This is a genomic window from Flavobacterium davisii, assembly GCF_042182265.1.
In the GTDB taxonomy this organism is placed as follows: Bacteria; Bacteroidota; Bacteroidia; order Flavobacteriales; family Flavobacteriaceae; genus Flavobacterium; species Flavobacterium davisii.
This window is the reverse complement of record NZ_CP097869.1, coordinates 1,716,852-1,731,313: the sequence shown is the minus strand read 5'-3', so window position 1 is coordinate 1,731,313 and position 14,462 is coordinate 1,716,852. Positions and strand designations below refer to the sequence as shown.

Annotated in this window: 10 protein-coding genes; all 10 read right to left on the bottom strand. The window is 31.7% G+C overall.

Annotated elements, in window-relative coordinates; translation table 11 throughout:
• Positions 1–24: 24 nt before the first annotated feature.
• The 10 genes from NAB20_RS07225 to NAB20_RS07180 all read right to left on the bottom strand — a co-directional run bounded on the left by NAB20_RS07225 (position 25) and on the right by NAB20_RS07180 (position 14,461).
• Positions 25–750, bottom strand: coding sequence for a hypothetical protein (locus NAB20_RS07225; protein WP_375604857.1), 726 nt, complete (start codon positions 748–750; stop codon positions 25–27).
• Position 751: 1 nt separating this feature from the next.
• On the bottom strand, positions 752–4,684 hold the full coding sequence (locus tag NAB20_RS07220) for a DNA/RNA non-specific endonuclease (RefSeq protein ID WP_375604856.1): 3,933 nt from the start codon (positions 4,682–4,684) through the stop codon (positions 752–754).
• Positions 4,677–5,252 (bottom strand): hypothetical protein, encoded by a 576-nt coding sequence (locus tag NAB20_RS07215; RefSeq protein WP_375604855.1) that lies wholly within the window; start codon positions 5,250–5,252, stop codon positions 4,677–4,679. The genes NAB20_RS07220 and NAB20_RS07215 overlap by 8 nt, the downstream gene beginning before the upstream one ends.
• 1 nt (position 5,253) lies before the next feature.
• Positions 5,254–5,952 carry a hypothetical protein gene (locus NAB20_RS07210; RefSeq protein ID WP_375604854.1) on the bottom strand — a complete coding sequence of 233 codons (699 nt, stop codon included), beginning with the start codon at positions 5,950–5,952 and terminating at the stop codon, positions 5,254–5,256.
• A gap of 49 nt (positions 5,953–6,001) precedes the next feature.
• Positions 6,002–6,493: a hypothetical protein gene (locus tag NAB20_RS07205; protein WP_375604853.1), complete on the bottom strand. Its 492-nt coding sequence runs from the start codon at positions 6,491–6,493 to the stop codon at positions 6,002–6,004.
• Positions 6,471–9,455 carry a fibronectin type III domain-containing protein gene (locus tag NAB20_RS07200; protein WP_375604852.1) on the bottom strand — a complete coding sequence of 995 codons (2,985 nt, stop codon included), beginning with the start codon at positions 9,453–9,455 and terminating at the stop codon, positions 6,471–6,473. The genes NAB20_RS07205 and NAB20_RS07200 overlap by 23 nt, the downstream gene beginning before the upstream one ends.
• A gap of 78 nt (positions 9,456–9,533) precedes the next feature.
• On the bottom strand, positions 9,534–11,102 hold the full coding sequence (locus NAB20_RS07195; protein ID WP_375604851.1) for a hypothetical protein: 1,569 nt from the start codon (positions 11,100–11,102) through the stop codon (positions 9,534–9,536).
• Between the two features lie 123 nt (positions 11,103–11,225).
• Complete coding sequence (locus NAB20_RS07190) at positions 11,226–12,575, bottom strand: PKD domain-containing protein (protein ID WP_375605768.1); 1,350 nt, start codon at positions 12,573–12,575, stop codon at positions 11,226–11,228.
• A gap of 29 nt (positions 12,576–12,604) precedes the next feature.
• Positions 12,605–13,678: a hypothetical protein gene (locus NAB20_RS07185; RefSeq protein ID WP_127823678.1), complete on the bottom strand. Its 1,074-nt coding sequence runs from the start codon at positions 13,676–13,678 to the stop codon at positions 12,605–12,607.
• A gap of 315 nt (positions 13,679–13,993) precedes the next feature.
• Complete coding sequence (locus tag NAB20_RS07180; protein ID WP_127823677.1) at positions 13,994–14,461, bottom strand: hypothetical protein; 468 nt, start codon at positions 14,459–14,461, stop codon at positions 13,994–13,996.
• Between the last annotated feature and the right edge of the window lies 1 nt (position 14,462).

Below are 14,462 nucleotides of genomic sequence, written 5' to 3'. Positions count from 1 at the left end.
GCGCAGCGGGTATAAGATACTTTTTTAGGACATAACAGTTTTATACTCTACATATTCATCCACTTTATCATACGGTATACCTGTGTGAGGAGACTTAATTATTAATGTATTCCAAGGCTTCCAAACATCTGAAAGTTCAGTATTTGTTATTTTATGATGCTCTAAAACACCTTCGATAAAATAATTCTTTAATGGCATTTCTAAGACTCTTTCAACTCCATCTTTAATAAGGACTATTTTATACTCCAATTCATTATTTTTATTAATGTAAAAAGTAAACACTCCACAATCCCAAGAACTCAAGTATTCTAAATCTCCATCATTATCATATTGTGTTGGTAACAAATTATTATCTTTCTCATACTCAAATATCATAGACATCATTCTGTCATTTGCCCATTGAAAAAAAACTTCTGCACCACTAAGCAAATCTTGTTTTTCTTGTTCTGAATCCCAAAAGTATTTTTCTGAAAAATTCTTATTATTATCTATTTCAATCAGAAATTTATTAAATCTCTCTACTGTATTAATTTTTTTATCAAAATATTCAGATATTACTTCAATTTCATCATCAATTGGTCTCGGACTTTTCATAGTTGATACTACATCTCCCGAATACATAATATATTTGACAAAAAACTTATAGCTTCCCGATTCTGTAAATAGATATTCTACATTAATTCTTTTGTATGCGTGCTCATTGTAATAGCTATAAATTGCATTAACTAATTTTTCAATATTTATACTCATATTATGGATTTTTAATTTTCTTTACACTTAAACTCTCACTATAATTTCCACCTGTATAGATATCCACACCAACTTCATAAGGTCGTTTAGAGTCTCCTGAAAATTTAAAATGAATTTCTGCTTTAACTTTGGTATTTGGATTTAGCTTTTTAAAATCTGAGACAGCTTTTTCCATATTATACCACTCTCCACCAGCTCTATTCTGTGCTGCGTTTTGAGAGAAATAGTTAATTTGCTCACTTGGTCCTCCCCACTCATTTCTAAAAATATGCCCACCATCATCATTTGAATAACCATCTTTTACAAGTTTAGTTTCTTGCTGATAGGTTTCATTTCTTGCTCTTGTATAAAAATCGATATCCTCCATTATAGCTTTATTAACTCTACCTAACTCATCAGTTTCAAAAATGTATCTACCATTATCAACTACGTATCGGAAGTTCTTCATCAATGGCGGTGCAACGTTAAGAAATTTATTCCATCCCTGTCCAGCATCCCCCGCTGTAGCGCGTATTTCATTATTCAGAATCTCTGCCCATTGTTTTCCTTCTTTATCAACTAAAACTAATTTTCCTTCTATTCTTTTAATTGTCCAAGTACTTGGTAATTGTTTAGTAATTTCAAGTAATTCAGCAAGCTTACTGCCACCTAAAGTATTTTCAAGATTCTGTAAGACATCATCACTCAAATTATTAGAAAAAGACCTCCCCATTTCAACCCCTTCACCTGTACAAGTCGAACATTCTTTAACAGGCGGAGAAGATAGTTCTGTTGCTGTACCTTCTGGTGATACTTCATACCATTTGGTATTATCAGCACGTTTTATACCATTTTCAAAGATCGTTATAGCACCATCAGTGGTATAAACTTTTTTGCCAGTAGTTTGGGCAAGCGCTTTGGCGCTAGCTAAATCATTACATGACAAAAGTACAATTCCTTTTATTTTTGGATCCAGTTTTTTAGTTAAATATTCCGCTAATTCTTCTGGGCTTACTTCAATATTATCCCATAAAAAATTTCCATCATCTAAAGCATGTAAACTTAATGCTACTTGATCTGAGGTACGATTCAATAATTGACGAACATTTTCTTTAAATAATGTTCGCAAACGAATACTAATTTGTGGTTCTAATTTTGCAAGTGGTAATATTACTAGTTTCCCCGCCTTATTAAAGGCTGCTTTTACGATTGGACTCGATAATTTAGCGAACTTACCCATTGCTTGTCCTATGACATCCAATCGTTCGACTGTTTGTAAAAACTTAGAGGCTATATTGGCTTCACCTGCTCCAATAAAACAAGAAGCTACAACAAAAACAACTTTACCGCTCAAATGACTTACCATACATGGATTTGCAGTTGCCTTTTTCCATTCTTGGTCAATCATATTACCTAAGGCAGACCAACTGAATTTATCAAAAGCCTCTTTTAATTTTGCACGGGCATTATCTTTATTGGTTATCAAATTCATGAGCCCTTCATCAGCTTTAACTACAAGTGATAAACCTTGAGGAACACCCGCTACCAACTCCACAAAGCCATTCCAAACACCGCATAATAAAGCAAATTGCTGACGACTTTGAGAATACTTTACTACGTCTGTATTACCTGAATTCATGAACTTATCCATTTCGTCATTTATGATAGACAAGCTAGTTATAGAATACACCATTGAGGGTAATGGGTTGTATTGTGCATGATCAGGGTTATAAAAACGCTCAGGTATTTTTGCTTCTTCAATTAATCCTGCAATTCCGTCCAATAGTCCTGTTAAAGGATTGAATTTTAGTTCTGGTAAATCAAGTGTCGCTAAAACATCTGAAAGATATTTTATATATATACCTGTTCCTTCTGCATCTCTTCCTTTAATTTCTTTTCCTAAAAACGTTTTTATAGACGCTTTACCTTGTGCATCAAAATCAATCCAAAGTGCAATTTGTTTACCAGGCAAATCATTAACATAAGATGCTATTTCAGTCTTTTTTTGTTCTGGTGTTTTAGTGTCTGTCAAATAAATTTTGCAAACCAACTTACTAGAAGTATTTATAGTTTGCAATTCAGAAAAAACTTTTTGCTTTTCAGCATCAGAAATCACCTTAGTATAATCAAACAAATGATTTTCTGAAGTATTTACTGGTTTATTGTCTGGCGAATAAGTTTGATTCGCATTTTTTCCAAGATTATTTATATAATTAGCATAACCTGAACCTGTTTCAGAACCTGAATTAGAATCACTATTGCATGGTAAAACGCCCCAATAAACATTTCTATCGTCATCCTCTTTCTTCTTAAATTCAGCTTTGCCTTTTATAGTGCCTACATATGCTTGTAATGCTTGTAAACTATTAATTTTATTTTTAATTAATTCATATGTTGTTTTGATATACTTTCTCTCATTACAATTCAGCTCGTTATCATAAAACAACCAAATGACATCTTTATCATTTGTAGGCTTTATTTTTATAGAATATTCAATTTCTTTCCCATCAACTTTTGCGATATACTTACCTTTGGCTTCATCCCAAAAATAATTGACTTCTCTATTATTAAACTTATCCTCAAATCCACCAAGAGTAGCTAGTGGTGCAGTATATCTTGATGATGAAATAACAGTGTTCAATTGACTTTTAACAAAAGTTAAATCAGGAGCAATCGCATAGCCACCTGCCAACTCCCCCTGACTATCCCCCTGAAACCCATAATATTTCAGCGCAGGATTATTAATCTGTGCCCAATCAAGATGTCCTAACTCCGTACCAGAGCCATAATCCAATAAGAAAGGCGTTTTACCCATGTCAGCTGCTGTGGTAAAAGGATGTTGCAAAGCAAAAACCCCGTGCGCCAATTCGTGAGAGGCTGTTTTGAGCCCCCCAACCCCCGAAGGGGGAGTAAAAATGTAACCAAATTGTCCACCTAACGCCATAAAACCGCCTATTCCTTTATCACTTGGCAGGTTAGAATAAATCAGGTAATACGTTTTAGGATCATAATCAGGTAGTGCTTTTATTTGCGCATTAATCGATTTTTCCTCATCGGTATAATAATCAAAAACGCCACTTTCGCTGGTGGTTATTTTGTTATCACCTCCACCATCATAAGTCAAAACTGGTGCCGTTTTAATGTTAAGCGTTACTCCTGCCTTGGTGTACATTTCCTGCAATTGTGTGATAGCCGAGCTTGGAATACTACTACTCGAATTTAAGGGGATAAGGGTAACATTAATCGGTTTTTCGCTAATATGTGTCAAGCGAAAAGCATTAATTATTTTATATTTCCCCCCTTGTTTAATGACCGCTTGAACTTCTTCTTCGGCATAGGTTTTAGTCCCTTTTAAAGTAAGTAGGTAACCATCAGCTGTTTTTTCTTTATCAATCAGTACCCCATGCTGTGTTTTAAAAATAATACTATCCTGTACTATTTTATGATCTGAAATGACAATTTTAGCTTTTAATACATCACGCTGACCGTTTACAACAGCCTTGTAAGACAAATAGTCACTACCCACTTTAGCATATTTCTCTTTAATATAACTTGGTGCAGTTGTTGGTACGTTATCCCAAGCATATTTTGTGCTACTGATAGGTTCAAAACGCACACTAACCCCTTGAGCAGTAAACTGCGAAGCTTGTCCATTTGAAGCGACTCCATCAGTATTTTGCGCAGTTGTAGCACCCCCCGGAGCTGGCACAAATGGACCTGTTGCGTTACCTTGGCTATCTACGTTATATATTTGTCCGTTTCCGCCTATAATCACCGTATTACTCCCACCTGGTATGGTTATTTGTTCTCCATTGGCTCCGCCTACAATAATATCGCCATTGGGGTTTATGGTGATTGTGGTAATTAAAAAGGTAACCTCTTTTTTATTCAAATTTTCCTGAGCTATTAATAAATGACTCAGGAAAATGAAAAGTATAATGAGGTGTTTATTCATCTAAATATTTGGAAAGAGTAGATTTGTTTTCTTCAATAATTTTTGACAGCTTATAAAGATTTAAAGTACCATTTACTTCCTTAACTGACGGTTTTAGTTTGTTTATTTCAATGTATTTTTGACTATCATTTTGATTGTAAAATTCAAACAAAATCTTTGAGTTACTTAATCTTAGTAAATTTTCAACAGTAATTAAAAAATTGTCTTTAGATGTGTTTTTAACATAATTATTATCAATAAGTTCATATACATCTATATTTAACACTTCCTTTTCTTTCTTTTTCAAAAAATATTTAATGAAAACATACATTTTATTATTATACTTGATTTTCAATTTGGTTAAAAGTTTAATTACATCATAATCATCTTTATTAATTGAAAAAATTTGTGTTTCTATAGGATTAAAATTTGAAGTAATTCTAGATAAGGAGTCATTATCTTTCTTATTGTAATCATAAATATTTGACGTTTCAAGAATATTTATGAATCTAACTTTAGAGCTAATTTTATTTTGACAGGATGCTTTATCTAAAAAAAATAAAATTAAAATAAATAATATTTTTTTCATTTTACCAAGCTTTAGAGTCAATAAATAAATTAAGCATTTCAGTATTTTTTGTGGGAGAGTACCAAGAGAAAAAGATTTTTTCAAATAAATTTATATCAATAAAACCATTTGAATTAATATTCTTATGAATTTCTTTAATTTTGTTATTTGATGTTTCTCCAGTTAATAATTCTATTAATACATTTGTTTTTATTCTCATAATAATAATTGAAAGATTAGAAGTAGTCGGATTAGATGTTTTATACCACCGACCATTAATTTTTTGTAAAACATAACATCCTGACACATCTTTCATTTTATCTTGTTTAAAATAAAATTTCAAAATTCTTGTTGGTATGTTATTAATAGAATAATCAATACTATGGATTAACTTTATGAAATTCTTATCTTTATCCATGTTTTTAACTTTGTTAAAATATTCTTCTTTTTTTTTTGACGATTTAAGACTACCTCCTAAAATATTGTAATCAAACCATTCTTGGCTATTTGCTGACAATATTGATTTCATAAGATTTTCTGGCGTATCGTTTTTTACTGATTCTAAATTTTCGTAATCTTTCTTAATGACTAAGCTATCAAAAACAGTAACTGACATGTCTGTTTTTTCTTCAATTCCAAGTAAAATATTTGAAATATCAGTTTGTGAATGTATGTAGTTAAAACATAAAATTAAGAGATATATTGCCTTTTTCTTCATCATAAATTTATTTTTTTTATTACTTATTATATATTTTATCTGTAAAAGGTAATTATTTTGTTATAAATCTAAATTTAATAAAGATTAAAAAGCATAGATAAACTATAAAATAAATCCTAATTCGATTGTTATTCTCGATTTCTGTAGAAGTGTCAATCTTTTTTTCTTTTTCATTTCCGATTTTTTGAGCTTTACCATTCCTTACCCATAAAATTATAGAATCATTGTGCTTATTCATGTAATTTAGAATTATACCATTTATGTTGTCTTCTTTTAATAAAATACCTTTTTGGTTTTGTACATCAAAATTCTTTCCATTGTCATAATAATATCTTAAAAAAACATTATTTACTGATGATTTTGCAGTTCTAATATATTCATGATTAACAGAATCTACTTTAACTTTATACTTAATGAATTCATCTTTATTAGAAATAATCATATAATTATCATAATATTCCAAAACAAGAAAAAAAAATAAAAATGAGAAAAAAAAGAAAGCGACAAATATTATAATATTTCTAAAATTGTTTATTGTATTCATATATTGAAATTTTATCTGTTATCTCAATAGATTTTTGAAAATCAACTAATTCAAATTCAACAAAACCTTTAGTTTCGATATGTACATTTGCAAGTAGAACTGTAGGAGGAATATAAATTTCACCTACAAGTTTTTTACTGGAAAAAAGATAATTTACTTCTCCTTTTAATCCAGTTTCTACTGCTCCTCTTACATCAAATTGAACTTGATCCTTAGAAATTAGCAGTTCGGCTTTTATCCCAGCAACAAATCCTCCTTTTGGAGTAATCTTTAAAAATGGATTGTTGTTTTTATAATTTGCCTGTTCAATCAATAAATATCTTTCTACACCTCCTTCAACTTCTATTCCAAAAGAAGCTTTAAAAAACAAACCAACATCAACAATTCCTGCTCTTGATAGAGCTTGTAAAGCGGGTATGGTTATTATTTTTTCAGGTGATTCAATAGAAATACCACCAGATATTGATCCAACCTCCATTTTCTTATATAATCTTGTTTTTGGATCTTCTTCATTATATTTTGATCCATTTATCTTAAGGGGATCTACCTTAAATTTTAGATAATCACTTATTTTTATAAATTTATCAACTTTTTTTAATGTTCCATCAATTTCTTCAAATGACTTTGTAAGTAATTGACTAACGGCAGGGGGAACGAATGCCCATGCAGTAGCATTTTTATTAACAGAAATTATTTCTACACTTTTACTCTCTATATTAGGAAACCCAGTAACACCCGTAACTTTGACAGTTTTATTAGGGTTTACATATTTTGAAAAACTTAAAATTCCCTTACCACTGTTGTAATCAATATTATTAAGTTTCCATTTAATATTATCTATTGGTATTTCATCAATTAGTAAGTTAGGATTAATTGAAATTTTAAACTTTGTATTTCTAGAATCATTTGATCCATTATTTACATAATATAAAGTTTCACCTTCACCTGCTATTCTTTTTGTATTTGATAAATCAATAGCTTCTAGTTTTGTAAAAACAAATGGTTTTAATGTTTTCTCAATCTCTATTCTTACACTTGGTTTTTTTTCTAATTCAAAAGCATTTGCTACAAGATCAAATTTCAACAAATTAATTAAATTCGGGGTGTTATCCTCAATTGGTAAACTTTGTTTGGCTGTTGTAGCATCATATCCTCTCCATAACGTCTCTTTTCCAGGTTCATGAATAGTAAAATTTACTTTTGTCCCTTTTTCTAAATTTTTCATCTCGAAAGTTTCATACATACTCCTCTTGTAAGGAATTTTTATTTTCCCTCCTGTATAATATTTTTTGTCTTCGTATTCTATGTAATAATCTTTCCCCGTTACATTTGTTCCTGTACTATTTTGATTTGTATTTCCTGAAGCTGTCTCATTGGTAGGATTTGAAGTTTCATTTGTAGTACCTTCTGAATTTGTATTACTGTTGCTTGACTGGTTCTCCCCAGTCGTGCTTATGTTACCTACATTTGAGGAACTACTAGTATTGTTTCCAGAGTTTACTTCTGTTGTAGTTCCACTTGTTTCTGATTCGTTTACACTAACTACTCCTACATCTTGACCTCCTTCTTGCGGTCCAAACACCTCTACAATCAAAGGATCCTCCTCCACCACATTCGGCGCTTCTGGATTATACGTGGTTTCTACCACTCCTTTTATCAATTGGTAATTGGTATTAACCGTAATGTTATTAAACGCAACCGCAATTTTAGTATCGGCCAAATAAGGTACTATAATATAGCCTTTGCCAGAGTATGGATTATTACCTGTCAATTCCAATATTTTTACAGGAAAATCTCCAGCAGTAAACGTTTCTGAAACGATAAGGTTGGTTATAGGGGTTTGATTGGCTATAGCAATAGTAGGATTTAGCCCACAAGTAAAACTCGTGTTACTAGTCCCCGCTGCAGGCATGCTAAACTGGTTAATCCCCGAGTAGGTAAACGTGCCGGTATTACCCAAAACAGCTGGCTCGCAACTGCCTCCTACACGAAACTCATAGCTCACACCGGCTTCTAAATCCGAAAGAGTGGTCTGGGGGTTCATGGTGTACACCTCAAACCAAAGCCCCCCAGCCCCCAAAGGGGGAGCTTTCTTATACTGGAGATGATACTTGGTGTGATTCTTATCGCCTAACCAACTCACGCGAACACTACGGGCACTTACAGCCTCACTTAATATAAAGGTAGGTGCAGGGCAATGACTGGCATACGTAAAATGGTAAATCTCACTATATCCCTCGTTTTTAAACACATTATTAAGCGACAATCCCGAGGTTGACATAGCACGCACCCGCCATGCATAGCGTTTGCCTGGCAATAAGTTGGGTTTACTCACATCATACAACAAGGCTGTACTACGCAGTTCCTCTTCATACAATAAGGGACTGGTTAAAAAACCTATTTGTGGATCTATAGTAGGATCCAATATTTCTTTCAGTTCAAACTGATACGAGACATTGGTAGCATTTATTTGTCGAGGGGTCCAAGTAAATAAAATATTCGGAAAATCGCTTACCGCAATACTTTCATTTCGAGAGGGCGTATTGAGTAACGGAGGATCGTTGAGCATCAAATACAATTGCGCACAACTTTTTTGCGAAATTTTCTGATTAGTTAAAAAATCATATAACTCAAAACAAACAGTATACAAGCCCTCGGGCAACGCATTAGCATATTGCGAAGGACTCATGCCTTCTAGGTTTTCCAATCGGAATAAGGGTGCCAACTCTAGGTTAGTCAACGTTAGCAATTCCCCACCGTTTATGTATATCGGGTTCATGCCTACCACCACCTCCGAACTCTGCGCCTGAATCCCGTTGCCTTGCACATACATTTTAAGTCGCACCTGACGATTGTTTATCCCAATATCAGTGGTATTAACCAATAAGCGCATTCTAACATCCATACTGGTAGCATAGTCCGACAATCGACTGCTATAAGGCACATGAAACACCGGTGTCATCTGTACCGGATACACCTGCGCTAATATTTGGAAGGTAAGTAAGATGAAAAAAAAGTTAAATAGCTTGCGTATCATCGTTTAAAAATTATAACCGTAATTAAAATTAACCGTCAATTCATTCAAATTTTGTTGTGAGCTATTTTTAAACATTTGAATAGCCCCCAATGAAAATATATGCTTTTTAAAAGCAGTATAGTTAGTCATAAGTTTCAATCCTAACACAGAATTATGTTGTGAACCTGTTATATTGGAGTTATATAGCAGTCCTAAATTACTATTCATTTTATCTTTCATTAATTTTTTAGAAAGACTTATAGCACCTCCTTGTGCATGACTACTCATGGAACTAACAGTATTTGAGGTGTAATTTAAAGAGGTATTCAATGCCATTTTAATCGGTACAAATTGTAAGGTATGAGTCAAATTGTAATTTTGTACTTGACTGGTTTGCCCTTTTCTAATAATCCCCCCTTGTTCATTAGCTTGTCCTGAAATGTTGTAATTGAAATTTATATTATGGTTCTTTTTCTTACCAAAAGTATAATTCATACCTAAAGTAGCATTTTGAGAAAGTTGTCTAAAATTTAAAGTGTCAGCGGGAGTTAAGTTAGGATTATTGATATAATCAAATTGACTCAAATTTCTATTCGTATACGTTGTGAAATTAGAATAACTCCCTGTAAAGTTAAGTTTACTGTTAGCTTGAAAACTTGCATTTAAAGAACCAACTAATCGTCTGGTGTTTTGTTTTTTCTGCCCAGCTAAGTCATCTCTTTGAAAACCTATAGAACTGTTCATTTGCAATTTTTCGCTTAAAAATGCGCGCGATAAATTCATACTTATATTTTCTAAATCATTACTAAAAAATAAAGCACCTAAAGTTTTATAATTTGGATCTACGCGCTCGTATGCTATCCCTAATTTTGTCTTCTGGATAGTATAATTTATGTTTGCTTTTACTGCTTTTAATACAGAGGTGTTTTCACGTATCGATAGCTTAGTTGAAATAAAATCGGATTCATTTAAAATTTTGGAACGCAAGTCTTCACTTAGTAAGGATACTGCATATTCAATTGTAAAATCTAAATTTTGAACCAAAGACGAGGAAAAATTTAAACTGCTTACTAAATTCTCTTTTGGGCTAACCTGTTTACTATCAAAATTTTCATGGATTGAGTTAAGATTGTCTTTTGCATAAAAACCTATCCATTCTAGACGGTATTTGGATTGGGTATAGCCTATTTTCATTCCATATCCCATACGTTGGAAAACGGGTACTTTAGTTGCACTTTCATTACTTTCAATAGCTTTGACTAATTGTCCACCCATCATCGCAAACTTAAAGCGTCCTTTGGGACTCAATTCTAACCCGCCTCCTCGAAAAGGATGCCCACTTAAAGTATATGGGGAAAAATTCATACTCACGTCACCAATATAGGCTTTTACCCACTTATACTTAGGCATTAAACTCAATCTGTTAAAATTAAATGGTACTGTATAGCCCAAATTATTACCTTGATTAGTCAGGGTATAAGATAGGGGCATACTAAATGAAAATGCAGAAACACTCATGTTTCCAGATAACAAATAGGTGAATGGCAAACGGTTATTGCTCCCATTTGTTGCAAAAAAAAACACTGTTGGCATTTATTCCTCCAGTCACTTTGAAATTTATTTTCTTAAAATTTTCTATATCAACTTCCTGTCCTTTTCCAGTAGTGATACCTAACAAAAAAATAACAAGAAAAAAACAGTAATTTTTCATGTATTTTATTGTTTCTGTACTTTGATATCACAAACTATATAAGAGTTTGTACCGTTAGTAATCATATTTTTTATTTTAATTGCTCCTTTTCTACCGTCTTTTGTTTTAAATAATACAATTATAGGCAACTGCTTTCCAAACCCTTGAGCACCTGCTAGGTTGCTTGTTATTAATAAGGGTTGTAATGGACTATCGTTTTGCATGGCATTAAACTGTGATTCACTAAAATTTAATCCACAATTACATAATTCTTGAGAATTGATAAAAATGGTTTGTTGTGCATTGCTTAACGCTAAAAAACCATAGTTTTGAACCTGATGAGGGGAAATAAAAGCATTTGAATTGAAAGTACTATTTAATCCTTGAAAAGCGATATCTATTAAGCCACTATTCTGTACATTAACCTCATTTGAACTATAGGTCTGCTGTGTGATAGTAGAGAAAAAAGCACCATAACTATTGTTTTGATGAGCTGAATTAATACCTAATTTGACGTCATTGAAAATATATAAATTAGTATTAGGGTATATGGTAATGTTTTTAGTTGTACTTTGATTTGTTTTACCATTACTTGCATTTAAGCTAATGGAATAAGTGCCAGGTATATTAAATGTAATAGTAGGATTATTTAGATTCTGATTATTAATTTGTCCGCCATTTGCCTGCCATATATAATGCGTTGCACTAATACTGCTATTATTCATTTTCAAAGTAACAGGTGCCTGATAATCTGTATCTGCCACTGCTACATCCCATGAAAAATCACTAACCAATAAAGGAGCAACCTCAACTTGACCATCTATAGTCTGATTCTCAAATCCGTTAGTTATTGTTAAGCTAATTTTATGCTTACCCGGTGTAGTGAAAATGACATGCGGTGGGTGTTGACCCGAGAACGTGGCAGGATTTCCATCTTCAAATTGCCAATTGTAAGTTATACCTTGTCCTGTAGTTAAATTTGAAATTTGAACTTCAACAGGCGAAAAATTATCTTGTATAACACCATAGGTAAATTTAGCATTTAAGGCGTCTTTGATCACTATTGTTTTTTCAATTATCTTAGATTCACCATCACTATTGGTAGCTGTCAACTTAATTTTGTAAGTCCCAGGCTGGTTATATAAAATTTCCCCTGGCTTAGCAACCGTTGATGTGGCTGGATTTCCTCCTTCAAATTCCCATTGAAATGTTTCTGCACCTTGTAGCTTATTATCTATACGAATCAAAACAGGTACTGATTCATCGGCATTGACAAATTGAGTGGTAAAATCACCTTCTATTGGAATAAAAGATTCTTGGTAGCAGGAGATTGTAAGAATTAAAATGATAAATAATACAACTTGTTTAAATTTCATCTTTTAAAATTAAAATTGAATTTCAAAAATTAATAAACAACTTTCACTTTGATTGGATTGCTTTTATAAGGACCACTCTTTACATACACTTCTCCATCAAAATAAGTCTTGTTTGCATCTGTAAAAATTGAAGCTTTAGACAAAGGTGGTATTTTGTATAATAGTTTTGTCTCACTCGAACTTATATCATTATAATCCTGATTATTATTTTCATAAATACCACAACTTAAATTATATTCATTTTTAATGTCTTTAAAGACTAAATAAGTTCCTGTTTGAACATTTGACAATCCATCAAAGGGTAATATCCCTGTAGCAATTTTATATCTAAAATTTATTCCTTCCAATTTTAATTCCTCTCCACTATTAAATACACTTTTGTTAATTGAATTTATTTGTGGCAATTGTTGCTCTAATATCACAATATCCTTTTCATGGTAATTAGCTATTCCGTTGGTGTATTTGATAGAAAAATAATATATCCCCTGAGGAATCGTTTTAGGGATTGTGAATGCTATTGTATTGTTTATAACCTGAAAATTTATTGAATAGCTGACCATTGTTGTCTTATTCTCTAAAAAAACTTGTTTAACAGTGTTTGAATATGGATCATTTGTGATTGAATTGGTCGTATTCTGAAAATATAAATAATCAGGGGTGTCATGGATTATTGAATACGTAGTACTGTCAACAGATTTCAAACCTCTAAAAACTTTATTTCTAACCAAAAAAACATCGGTGTAAATTTGATTTGTCTTTTTGTTTTTTATAGAAACAGTATAATCTCCATATTCTAGTTTTGGAATTCTCAAATAGATCCTTTGAGCAATTTTATCACCATTTGTCCAACCATACATCGTGGTTTCTATTCTATTAATTCCAGTCGGAAAATCTTCCTTCCCATTTGATAATTTAATTTCCCAATCTTCAATTTTTTTATCAAAATCAATAGCTAAAAAAGTAAGCTCACTTTCATTAATATTTGGTAACAACACATCATTCTCGAATTCAAGGAATCTAAAAATTTTTACTGTTTCGTCTTCTGATTTTTTGCTACAACTTAAAAGTACTAATCCAATTAGTAAGGTATATAATGTTTTCATTGTAAAAGTTTATTTATTAAAAATGGATATTTGACCTTTATTCTTTTTCAAAATCTATATTGGAAAAGAAAGCATGATTATTAGAATAACGAAAATTCACCAATAGATAAAAACTGTCGAACTCTTAATAAAAAAATAAGTCAATTGCCTTTTATATTTTTTTCGCTGTATTTATTGCAAACGAAAAATTGAATTTTAAAAAAAATCACTTTAGTTAATAAAAACTGTCTGAAAAATTGAAAAAAAACTTTATTAAATCACTTCTACAATGTCAGAAATAAAAAAGTCACACCCTTTTCAGACAGCCTAAAGTAATTATTTTTTGATGTAGTATTCTACTGTTTTGTCTAAAACACCGTCATTGTTTTTATCCGAATCTGTATAGCTAAGTTCTAATTCCGTAGAAGAAATCTTTTCAACAGTTACAGTTACAGTTTTATTTGGTCTAATAACAGTTAGCTTCTTTGTTCCATTATCATATTCATATGAACTAATTGTTGAAGATGATTCTTTTACACAACTTTCTACTTGATTTACAATTTGAGTGTAATAAGATTCAGTAGTCACTTTTTTTTCCATAGTGAATTCAATAAACCCATTTCTTTCACATGCAGTGGTAATTTTTTCTGATATTTTAGAACCATCTTTACCAGAAGTAACAGTTACATTTTGTTTTTGCCATTTTCCTACTACCGACACTTCTGGAGTTGTTGGAGTTGAATCTTCTTTTTTACTACAAGCTACTAAGGCAATTCCTGCCAACATAAAAATACTTTTTTTCATT

What these genes read in the sequence shown, in the direction of transcription:
- NAB20_RS07225 (WP_375604857.1), bottom strand. Translation starts at nt 750, where the DNA reads ATGAGTATAAATATTGAAAAATTAGTTAATGCAATTTATAGCTATTAC.
- NAB20_RS07220 (WP_375604856.1), bottom strand. Translation starts at nt 4,684, where the DNA reads ATGAATAAACACCTCATTATACTTTTCATTTTCCTGAGTCATTTATTA.
- NAB20_RS07215 (WP_375604855.1), bottom strand. Translation starts at nt 5,252, where the DNA reads ATGAAAAAAATATTATTTATTTTAATTTTATTTTTTTTAGATAAAGCA.
- NAB20_RS07210 (WP_375604854.1), bottom strand. Translation starts at nt 5,952, where the DNA reads ATGATGAAGAAAAAGGCAATATATCTCTTAATTTTATGTTTTAACTAC.
- NAB20_RS07205 (WP_375604853.1), bottom strand. Translation starts at nt 6,493, where the DNA reads ATGAATACAATAAACAATTTTAGAAATATTATAATATTTGTCGCTTTC.
- NAB20_RS07200 (WP_375604852.1), bottom strand. Translation starts at nt 9,455, where the DNA reads ATGACACCGGTGTTTCATGTGCCTTATAGCAGTCGATTGTCGGACTAT.
- NAB20_RS07195 (WP_375604851.1), bottom strand. Translation starts at nt 11,102, where the DNA reads ATGCCAACAGTGTTTTTTTTTGCAACAAATGGGAGCAATAACCGTTTG.
- NAB20_RS07190 (WP_375605768.1), bottom strand. Translation starts at nt 12,575, where the DNA reads ATGAAATTTAAACAAGTTGTATTATTTATCATTTTAATTCTTACAATC.
- NAB20_RS07185 (WP_127823678.1), bottom strand. Translation starts at nt 13,678, where the DNA reads ATGAAAACATTATATACCTTACTAATTGGATTAGTACTTTTAAGTTGT.
- NAB20_RS07180 (WP_127823677.1), bottom strand. Translation starts at nt 14,461, where the DNA reads ATGAAAAAAAGTATTTTTATGTTGGCAGGAATTGCCTTAGTAGCTTGT.